We start from the raw sequence: 9,150 nt of genomic DNA on the forward strand, positions 1-9,150 counted from the left end.
GCTCTAAATGTTGCACTTTAAGGCGATCAATCTCATCTACTATAATTAAATCAATATATTTAAACATATCACTATAATGTTTACTATGATCATGACCATACTTATTTACGATGTGTAATTTTTGACCCAAATCAATACTTGCACTAATACTATATAGATCATTACTTAATCTTGTTTGTTTTTCAGCCGGTGCAGTATAAAATATCTTATTCACCGATAATATATCATCAGTCGTTTTACTAGCTAGATCTTCCCACCCTCTATGATTAACTTGCTTTTCAATAGTATTCCAATTTGTGTAATACCTAGAAGATAAAGTTTTTCCGACACCAGGTTGACCATAGCAGATCCCAATATATTGATATTTGATACAAGCATCGCAAAATTCAGCAAATCGTTTATACTCTTTCGTTTCAATGAAATTCTGATTTTTAGTCATTACGATACCTCTTTAATTTTTTGACGTTTTTGGTCGTTTCTTGAGGTGAGTAACCATAACTTTTTTCTTCCTTAATTAAATCAGTGGTGCTTGGACTAGCAATGTTTTGTTTTAAGTGTTTTCTTCTCTGACTACGTGCGTGTTGTATCTCTTTTATATCAATTGAATAATCAGCTAAATCAGGGGATATTGCTGTACAAAGAAATTCATCTCTATAAAAAACGCGTATTTCAGCCATATCATTGGGATTGTAACGAATTAATACATACTCACCTACATAAGCAGTTAGGTTTGTATTACTGTATCTAAAGCCTTGAAAATGAATACCATCTGAATGAATTTTTCTAGATTTAGGTATTTCTAATAATAATAAATCAAGTTGTTCTAAACTGCTTGGCATATTAGGAAAAAAATGATTACTGTTCCACCGATTGATAGGAGTGCTCTGGATAGCACTGTGCTCTTTTTGATTATAATCTTCAATTAAAAAGTATCGTAATTTTTCTTCGAAATTTTGAAAATCTATTAAATCGCTAGAAGTATCATTATTGTTTATATATCCAGGAAGTTGTTCTAAGAAAGTTTGGTTAACTGTCTGAAAAAACCGTTCTATTTTCCCGCGACCACGAGGGACACCAACTTTTGAAAACATCAAGTTAATTTTCAAATCAATAGCGACTTGTTCCATGTGGTGCGAGGTAAAGTCACTCCCGTGATCTGTGTAGAATTTTTCGGGTATACCACATACTGGCCAATTGGTATTATTCTTATTCCATATTGCTTGGTGTAGTGTTAATGCTGTGTTTTGAGCATTAGGAGCATCAAAACTTATAAAGTAGCCTGCAATTGCACGACTATAGTCATCCATAATAATGGTTAGCCATGGTCTATTGATATTATCTTTTTGATCTAATATATAAATATCTAGCAAAGTATAGTCGGCTTGCCATATTTCATTGGGTCTTGAGGATTCTCTTATTTGTATTAAATCGTACTTATTTTGATAGTATTTTTCACCTTGGTGAGAGAAATCAATAACAGACTTAGGCATTGCTTTAATAATACTATAAACTTGTTTATAACTTGGTTTATAAAAATTATTCTCTATACAATAATTAGCGATTTTCCTATGAATCGTAGCAATACTATTTCTTTTATTCTTGAGTGCAAGGCGTTTAATCTCGTCTATTATGTTTTGTTTTAATTTATGCTCACCTTTATCAACTCTTGTATTATGAATTAGACCAGTAAGACCTTGTTCCTTATATAATTTATTCCACCTATAAAGTGTACTTAACGCAATACCTTTGCTTTTAGAAATGCTTGATAAAGATTGCTTGCCCAAGATAAAAGGTTTTATAATATTGTACTTTTGAGTAGCTTCTTTACGTTTGGCTTCAGAAAAATTAGTTAGATACTTCTCCTTGTTTTTCATCTTCCTTTTCCTCCAATTTATTGAGGTAACGATAAATCGTTGTACGTGAAACTTGCCACTGCTCTGCAATTGTCTTAATTGGCGTGCCATTATCATAAAGTGTCTTAAGTAAGTTTAAATCTTTTTGATTTAATTTTTCGGGTCTACCTCCATAGCGTCCTCTAGCACGTGCTGCAATTCGGCCAGCTGAAGAACGTTCTAAAATTAAATTTCGTTCAAATTCTGCAAACGCTGCGAATAAATGAAATAATAATTGTCCTGTAGAACTTGATTTATCCATCGTTATATTTTCTTCTAAACTATGGAAACTTACACCTCGTTCGTTAAGCTCATTAACTAATGTGATTAAATCCTCCATATTACGTCCTAGTCTGTCGAGTCTCCAAACAACAATCGTATCTCCTGATCTCGCAAATTCAATTGCTTTATCTAATCCAGGTCTTTTACTTTTTGAACCACTAATATGGTCGCTAAATATCTTTTCACAACCATATGCGTTTAATCGGTCCTCCTGTAAATTCAGATTTTGTAATCCAGTTGAAACTCTTGCATAACCTATTTTCAAAATACAAACCTCCTATATACATATACAGTGTACCATAACTTAATTTCAAGGTCTTTTGTGAACATAGATTTTTTGTTGGGTTTTTGAACACGAAAATATATGTATTACTCACTTATGTCAGTTTTGGAGTTATATGGCACAAATTTTGTGCTTTAAATGGCGCAAAGCAGGTAGACAATTATATAACTGTTTACCTGCTTTCTTTTATAACATTTCTTTAATTATTCTATAAATGGAACTCCTACTTAATCCCGTCATTTGAGCAATTTCTTCACCTGTATATTTATCACTATCATATAGTTGTTTAATATAATACCTTTGGCTTTTTTCAACTTTTTGAGGTCGTCCTCCTTTTCGACCTTTTTCTCTAGCGGCTTTCAAACCATTTGACGTTCTCTCTTGCACTAGAACTTTTTCGGATTCTAGCAACATTTGGAATACTCTAATAAAGTATTGCCCATATTCATTTTGAGTATTTATATTCAGATTAAGTACTTCTAAATGGAGGTTTTTCGATATTATTTCGTTATCTATGAAGTCCATAAACTGTTTTGGCGTTAATCCCAAAGTTTTTAAGTCATTTATAACTAAAATATCATTCTCTTTTAATTCTTCTAAACAACTTTTAAGTTCTATTTGGTTTTTACTATAAATATTTACTTTCTCAGAAAAAACTAAATCACATCCATTGATTAACAAATGAGTTATCTCAACATCTAAATTTTGGTCAGTATAAGGTACACGTGCATATCCTATTTTTCTCATATACTACAGCCCTTTCAAATTACTCATTTTCTCCTATTAGTAAGCCATCTCTAGCAGTTTCTATCACTTCAACATTTATTTTATTCAATTCGTTAATCTCCATAATTCGTATAATTTGAGAAAATAATCTTTGTACTAATCTAAAATTACCATTCGTAATTTTTATTACCGTATTAATAGATTCATAATCTTCAAAATCCTCATAACTTAAAGGTAAGGAAAGCTCCTCCCACCTATATTCTAAAACGTGTTTTAATTCATCGTTGCTTAATTTTTCAAATTGATGACTAAAACCAATACGGGAATATAATTGAGGATACCTTGACAATCGTTTTTCTATACCTGGCATACCGATTAAAACAACACCAATATCAAGTTGATCATAAATATCTCTAATAATCTCTAGTGTTTTATAATTTAGTCTATCAACTTCATCAATAATAATTAAATCAATTTCATAATTACTTGGTTGTAATCTAACAAGTTCTTCTAATCCGTTAAATTCCTCTTGTCTTTTTAATGATCGATATCCAATTTTCCCTAATGTTAATTCACTAGCCAAGTTTAATAATTCTTTATAAATTCTTGAAGGTCTAACAGGAGGGGCAGTATAAAAAATGGTTTTGCAATTTAGAAATTGATCATCATGTACATTACTTCCTTTATCATCAGCTTTTTGATAATTAGTAATGATTGGGTTTACATAGTCCCAATTTGCATAATATTGTGCAGAAAATGTTTTACCTACACCGGGATTTCCGTAACAAACCCCCATATATTTATACTTAGCGCAATTATCACAAAATTCTTCAAATCGACGGTACTGCTTTGTTTCAACAAAAGTTTTATTAGTCATTTTTATACCTCTTTAGTTTTGACTTTTTAACTTGTTTTGCGTTATTACTTAATTCTTCATTTGATAGTTTGGGACGATTAAGATTTTGAACGAGGTGACGTGTACGAGTAATACTTTTTCCTAACTCTCTTTTTTTATTTGCTCTTAGTCTTTCGATTTCTTTTATACTTATACTTTGGTTTTCTAAATCACTGCAATATGCAATACTTAAAAATTGATTGTTTAAATAGACTCGAATTTCTGAAATATCTTGAGGATCATATCTTATAAAAACTTCTTCTGTTATATAAGCAATGAGGTTAGTAGAAAAATACCTTAGTCCTTTAAAATAGATACCATCTTTGTGTATTTTTCTAGGTTTGCTTGTAGTTAATAATAGTAAATCTAATAATTCTCTAGATTCAGGTAATTGTGGGAGAAAGTCTGGTTGATTCCATTTCTGCATCGGTTTTTCTTTTGTTGTTCCATGTTTACGATAATGATATTCGTTTATTATAAAGTGCTCAAACTTATTATTAAGCTCTTCCAAAGTAAGATGTTTTCTTGACTTTTTATTTTTTGTATAACCAGGAAGTAATTGAAGAAACATTAAATTAACTGTTTGAAAAAACGTTCTATTTTTCCTCTGCCTTTTGGTATACCTATTTTGGAATATATCAGTTCTATTTTGAGGTTAGCTGATACTTGTTGCATATGTTCTGAGGTATAATCTTTGCCATGATCAGTATAGAATTTTTCTGGTATGCCACAAATTGGCCAATTTGAATTTCCTTTTTTCCATATTGCTTGTCTTAGAACAAGTGCTGTTCTTTCAGTGTCTGGTGATCCAAACTCTATTCTGAAACCTGCAATTGCTCTGCTATAATCATCTAAAACAATTGTTAACCAAGGTCTTTCAATTTCATTCTTTTCATTTAATACTTCTATATCCAACATAGTATGATCAGCTTGCCAAATTTCATTGGGACGTTGGCACTCACGTAAAAATATACCATCGTATTTTTCAGCATACTTTTTTGAGTTCATATTTGAATAAGCTTTTAAGTTTTCAGGTATTCGCTTAATAATATTATAAACTTGGTAATAACTAGGTTCAGGAACCCTCTTATTGTTACACCACTGCTTTGTTTTGCGATATATAGAAGCTATAGAAATTCCTCTGTTACTGAAATACTCGTTCTGAACAAAATTGATAATATCTCCATCTATCTTTATTCGATGTTTATCTTTTCTCGTTTTATCTGTAAGGCCAGCTAATCCATCATTTTTGTATCTATTAATCCAATTATAAAGCGTACGCTTTGGTATTTTTGCTGATTTGCTAACTGTTCTAACTGATTTTAAGTTTTTTAAATAAGGTTCAAGGACACGATATCTTTCCATAGCTTTTTTACGTTCTTCTTCTGTAAAGTCAGCTAAATTTTGAATCATTTCAGCACCTCCATTAAAAAAAGGAAGCATACTGTTATGCTCCCTAATTTAATTGTTAATGATACGCCATTAACAACAGCCTTTATTATTCTGTTGATCTTTACTTGTATTCTCTTTTTTACTCTCTTTATTTTCTTCAATTTCTACTGAACAACATGACTGCTCTTGAGGTTTTAATTTTTTTAACGCGTCTTTGATACCCATTTACTTCACCTCCTTAAATGATTAAGTTAACAGTTAGGCCTGTAGCAACCGCCACTACTAAAATTGCTATAACAAAAGATATTACAAATTTCTTTTTAAATAATTTAGATAACAATACGACTTCAGGTATACTTGCGCCTGCGCCACCTATAATTAATGCCACGACTGTTCCTAGTGACATACCTTTAGATACTAAAGCTTCAGCTATAGGAAGTATCGTTTCTGGTCTAATATACATAGGTATACCAATAACAGAAGCAATAACAACAGAGATAATACCATCGCCACTTGCATACTTAGTTATAAATGCTTCCGGTATGAATCCATATATAAAGGCACCAATAGACACACCAATAAATAGATAAGGTAACATTGGGTATAAAAACGCCCACGCATCGTTTAATGCTTGTTTAAAACGAGATCCTGATTTATTAGCAAAAAAGCCATCACCTTTAACATTGACCCCTTTATAACTTTCAGCTAAATTCATTTTTGAAAACACTAAACCTGTTAAAATACTGAAAATTGCTAGTACTACAAAATAAACAACAGCTACTTTCCAACCTAATAAAGCCCATAGCATAAATATCATTAATGGATTCATTAACGGTGAAGCAATTAAGAAACTCATTGCTGGACCAAAAGGAACTTTGGAATTTAATAGACCTGCAAGTATTGGAATAGTTGAACAAGAGCAAAAAGGTGTAACAGCACCAAATATCATTCCTAATACATAGTTGGTTGCTTTATTTGGTTTGCTTAAAAGCTTTTGTATTTTATCTTCTGATACTACTTGTTGAATTAAACTTACAATAAAACTTACAACTATAAATAATGCTAACAATTCAAAAAATAACGTTAAAAATGTTTTTATGAATTCGATGATTGAATCTGTCATTAGTATAACTCCTCTGAATTTATTTAATCAACTTTTTTTGATATATAAATTAAAAAAAGTTGATTAACATGATGTGTAAGAAGATAAATCCTATAATATTTTACAGCAAGTATCTTCAGTTAATACGACTTGAATCTGTGCTTCATTGATTTTGTAGTAGTTCCATGTACCATGTTTTTCAGATATTAATATCTGTGCACTTATTAATTTTTTTAAATGATACGAAAGCTTAGATTGTTTTAAATCTAATAGCTCCTCTAAATCACACACACATAAAGATTTTGAATCACTTTGACGTATTGAATGTAGAATTTTAAGTCTGATTTTATCAGCTAGCGCATTAAACATCTGTTCATAAAAGTCTAATTGTTCTTCCTCAGTTCTATTAGGACTGGACTGAATAATTTCCATTAAATAATCACCTCTCTTATATATAGATATTTCTATTTTTGTTTGAGTTCTTGTATTGCTTGATTAAAATGAGTTTTTGTTATTTTACCATACATGTCAGGTTCACCTTTAAAGAACTCATTTTTCATATATGATATAGCTTCTTTTAAAGAAACTTCTCTTGATATCATAATTAGATTTAAGTAGCTAACAAAATAATCAACAGATAATGTACCTGCATGATTTATTCTCATAAAATCGAACTCCTTTATAAAATACTAAAACAATACATCAATTTTTTTTGATGTATTAACTATAAATTATTAATGCAACTTTTGCAAGTTACTAAATTCTGTTATTTAGGGTTTACCCTAATCGAACAATAAAAAATACTTGTAAAATGCTATTTTCGTTTGTATGATTAGGGTGTATGAAAAAGGGGTGCTAAAAATGATAGTTGGTTATGCAAGAGTTTCGACCATTGATCAAAATTTAGATAGGCAAATTGAAAATTTGCAATCTTTTGGTGCTGAGAAAATTTTCACAGAAAAACAATCAGGTAAATCTATAGAAAACAGACCTGTTTTTCAAGAAGTATTAAATTTTTTAAGAATGGGAGATCGTTTAATTGTTGAATCTATTGATAGACTAGGAAGAAATTACGAGGAAATAATTCAAACAGTTAATTACTTAAAAGATAAAGAAGTTCAGCTCATGATAACGAGTTTACCTATGATGAATGAAGTCATTGGAAATCCACTACTAGATAAATTTATGAAAGATTTAATTATTCAAATTTTAGCAATGATTTCAGAACAAGAAAGAAATGAAAGTAAACGTCGACAAGCTCAAGGGATTCAAGTCGCCAAAGAAAAAGGTATATATAAAGGGAGACCTGTTCTGTATTCTCCCAATGCTAAAGACCCACAAAAGCGTTTAGTTTATTACCGAGTTGTTGAATTACTTGAACAGGGTAAATCTATAAGTACTATAGCTAAAGAAGTTGGTATTACACGTCAAACTATATATAGAATAAAAAATAGTAAATAAAATAACATAGACAATAATCTATATAGATGTTAATCTATTTAATGTCTAGGAGGTTTATTCATGTCTTATAAAGAACTATCAACAATATTAAAAATTTTATCAGATCCAAGTAGGTTAGAAATATTAGATTTACTTTCTTGTGGTGAGCTATGCGCTTGTGACTTATTAGAACACTTTCAATTCTCACAACCTACACTAAGTCATCATATGAAGTCATTAGTAGATAATGAATTAGTTACAACACGAAAAGACGGCAATAAACATTGGTATCAACTTAATCATGCTATTTTAGATGATATTATCCAAAACTTGAACATCATTAATACATCTAATCAAAGATGTGTATGTAAAAATGTGAAATCAGGTGACTGTTGATGACTATTTTAGCAATTGTAATTTTTCTTTTAACTTTAACCTTTGTGATTTGGCAACCAAAAGGTTTAGATATTGGTATTACAGCTTTAATTGGAGCTGTTGTTGCTATCATTACAGGAGTCGTAAGTCTTTCTGATGTATTAGAAGTAACAGGTATTGTTTGGAATGCAACTTTAACTTTTGTGGCTGTTATTCTTATTTCATTAATATTAGATGAAATTGGTTTTTTTGAATGGTCTGCGATACATATGGTCAAGGCTTCAAACGGTAATGGCTTAAAAATGTTTGTTTTTATTATGTTACTTGGGGCAATTGTAGCAGCATTTTTCGCAAATGATGGTGCAGCTTTAATCTTAACGCCTATTGTATTAGCGATGGTAAGGAATCTAGGATTTAATCAAAAAGTGATTTTCCCCTTTATTATTGCCAGTGGTTTTATTGCTGATACTACATCACTTCCCTTAATTGTAAGTAACTTAGTTAATATCGTTTCTGCAGATTACTTCGATATTGGATTTATTGAATATTTTAGCCGAATGATTATTCCTAATATATTCTCTCTGATTGCTAGTATTCTCGTTTTATGGTTATATTTCAGAAAATCCATACCTAAAACGTTCGATACAGAAAATCTATCAGATCCTAAAAGTGCAATTAAAGATTCTAAGTTATTTAAGCTTTCATGGATAGTATTAGCAGTACTACTCGTTGGATATCTTGTTAGCGAGTTTATCCAAAAACC

At 30.4% G+C, this 9,150-nt stretch carries 14 protein-coding genes; 3 read left to right on the forward strand and 11 right to left on the reverse strand.

Annotation, left to right across the window (positions count from 1 at the left end):
- The 11 genes from KA909_RS07940 to KA909_RS07980 form a co-directional block, all read right to left on the reverse strand.
- Positions 1 to 439 (reverse strand): AAA family ATPase (locus tag KA909_RS07940; protein ID WP_210130093.1); only part of this gene is annotated, 439 nt, incomplete at its 3' end.
- Positions 432 to 1,874: a Mu transposase C-terminal domain-containing protein gene (locus tag KA909_RS07945; RefSeq protein ID WP_210130094.1), complete on the reverse strand. Its 1,443-nt coding sequence runs from the start codon at positions 1,872 to 1,874 to the stop codon at positions 432 to 434. The genes KA909_RS07940 and KA909_RS07945, both read right to left, overlap by 8 nt.
- The gene (locus KA909_RS07950; protein ID WP_000690628.1) at positions 1,846 to 2,439 is read right to left on the reverse strand and encodes a recombinase family protein; all 594 of its coding nucleotides are present in this window, start codon (positions 2,437 to 2,439) and stop codon (positions 1,846 to 1,848) included. Before KA909_RS07950 ends, KA909_RS07945 begins: the two co-directional genes overlap by 29 nt.
- A gap of 204 nt (positions 2,440 to 2,643) precedes the next feature.
- A complete protein-coding gene (locus KA909_RS07955) occupies positions 2,644 to 3,204 on the reverse strand; it encodes a recombinase family protein (RefSeq protein WP_031588353.1) in 561 nt (186 codons plus the stop codon).
- A gap of 19 nt (positions 3,205 to 3,223) precedes the next feature.
- Entirely contained in the window at positions 3,224 to 4,060 is an 837-nt protein-coding gene (locus tag KA909_RS07960; protein WP_031588352.1) for an AAA family ATPase, read from the reverse strand.
- The gene (locus KA909_RS13715) at positions 4,053 to 4,649 is read right to left on the reverse strand and encodes a Mu transposase C-terminal domain-containing protein (protein WP_345889468.1); all 597 of its coding nucleotides are present in this window, start codon (positions 4,647 to 4,649) and stop codon (positions 4,053 to 4,055) included. The genes KA909_RS07960 and KA909_RS13715 overlap by 8 nt, the downstream gene beginning before the upstream one ends.
- Complete coding sequence (locus KA909_RS13720; RefSeq protein WP_348634707.1) at positions 4,649 to 5,491, reverse strand: DDE-type integrase/transposase/recombinase; 843 nt, start codon at positions 5,489 to 5,491, stop codon at positions 4,649 to 4,651. The genes KA909_RS13715 and KA909_RS13720 overlap by 1 nt, the downstream gene beginning before the upstream one ends.
- 69 nt (positions 5,492 to 5,560) lie before the next feature.
- Positions 5,561 to 5,695: a hypothetical protein gene (locus KA909_RS13660; RefSeq protein ID WP_150527333.1), complete on the reverse strand. Its 135-nt coding sequence runs from the start codon at positions 5,693 to 5,695 to the stop codon at positions 5,561 to 5,563.
- A 13-nt stretch (positions 5,696 to 5,708) separates the two neighbouring features.
- A complete protein-coding gene (locus KA909_RS07970; RefSeq protein WP_058332254.1) occupies positions 5,709 to 6,593 on the reverse strand; it encodes a permease in 885 nt (294 codons plus the stop codon).
- A 90-nt stretch (positions 6,594 to 6,683) separates the two neighbouring features.
- The gene (locus KA909_RS07975; protein ID WP_058332255.1) at positions 6,684 to 7,004 is read right to left on the reverse strand and encodes an ArsR/SmtB family transcription factor; all 321 of its coding nucleotides are present in this window, start codon (positions 7,002 to 7,004) and stop codon (positions 6,684 to 6,686) included.
- A gap of 32 nt (positions 7,005 to 7,036) precedes the next feature.
- Positions 7,037 to 7,237: a hypothetical protein gene (locus KA909_RS07980; protein WP_031588347.1), complete on the reverse strand. Its 201-nt coding sequence runs from the start codon at positions 7,235 to 7,237 to the stop codon at positions 7,037 to 7,039.
- A gap of 196 nt (positions 7,238 to 7,433) precedes the next feature.
- Here KA909_RS07980 and KA909_RS07985 point away from each other — a divergent pair, with 196 nt between their 5' ends.
- The 3 genes from KA909_RS07985 to arsB form a co-directional block, all read left to right on the forward strand.
- Positions 7,434 to 8,033 carry a recombinase family protein gene (locus KA909_RS07985; protein WP_031588332.1) on the forward strand — a complete coding sequence of 200 codons (600 nt, stop codon included), beginning with the start codon at positions 7,434 to 7,436 and terminating at the stop codon, positions 8,031 to 8,033.
- A 60-nt stretch (positions 8,034 to 8,093) separates the two neighbouring features.
- A complete protein-coding gene (gene arsR / locus KA909_RS07990) occupies positions 8,094 to 8,408 on the forward strand; it encodes an As(III)-sensing metalloregulatory transcriptional repressor ArsR (protein ID WP_000120603.1) in 315 nt (104 codons plus the stop codon).
- On the forward strand, positions 8,405 to 9,150 hold a 746-nt coding region (gene arsB, locus KA909_RS07995; RefSeq protein ID WP_210130095.1), incomplete at its 3' end, for an arsenite/antimonite efflux transporter. The genes arsR and arsB, both read left to right, overlap by 4 nt.

Source organism: Staphylococcus sp. GDX8P54P, assembly GCF_017893165.1.
Classification (GTDB): domain Bacteria; phylum Bacillota; class Bacilli; order Staphylococcales; family Staphylococcaceae; genus Staphylococcus; species Staphylococcus borealis.

Bases quoted from the DNA above. Each gene is read 5' to 3' on its own strand.
- KA909_RS07980 (WP_031588347.1), bottom strand. From the start codon at position 7,237: ATGAGAATAAATCATGCAGGTACATTATCTGTTGATTATTTTGTTAGC.
- KA909_RS07970 (WP_058332254.1), bottom strand. From the start codon at position 6,593: ATGACAGATTCAATCATCGAATTCATAAAAACATTTTTAACGTTATTT.
- KA909_RS13715 (WP_345889468.1), bottom strand. From the start codon at position 4,649: ATGTTTCTTCAATTACTTCCTGGTTATACAAAAAATAAAAAGTCAAGA.
- KA909_RS07975 (WP_058332255.1), bottom strand. From the start codon at position 7,004: ATGGAAATTATTCAGTCCAGTCCTAATAGAACTGAGGAAGAACAATTA.
- arsR (WP_000120603.1), top strand. From the start codon at position 8,094: ATGTCTTATAAAGAACTATCAACAATATTAAAAATTTTATCAGATCCA.
- KA909_RS13720 (WP_348634707.1), bottom strand. From the start codon at position 5,491: ATGATTCAAAATTTAGCTGACTTTACAGAAGAAGAACGTAAAAAAGCT.
- KA909_RS13660 (WP_150527333.1), bottom strand. From the start codon at position 5,695: ATGGGTATCAAAGACGCGTTAAAAAAATTAAAACCTCAAGAGCAGTCA.
- KA909_RS07955 (WP_031588353.1), bottom strand. From the start codon at position 3,204: ATGAGAAAAATAGGATATGCACGTGTACCTTATACTGACCAAAATTTA.
- KA909_RS07985 (WP_031588332.1), top strand. From the start codon at position 7,434: ATGATAGTTGGTTATGCAAGAGTTTCGACCATTGATCAAAATTTAGAT.
- KA909_RS07960 (WP_031588352.1), bottom strand. From the start codon at position 4,060: ATGACTAATAAAACTTTTGTTGAAACAAAGCAGTACCGTCGATTTGAA.
- KA909_RS07945 (WP_210130094.1), bottom strand. From the start codon at position 1,874: ATGAAAAACAAGGAGAAGTATCTAACTAATTTTTCTGAAGCCAAACGT.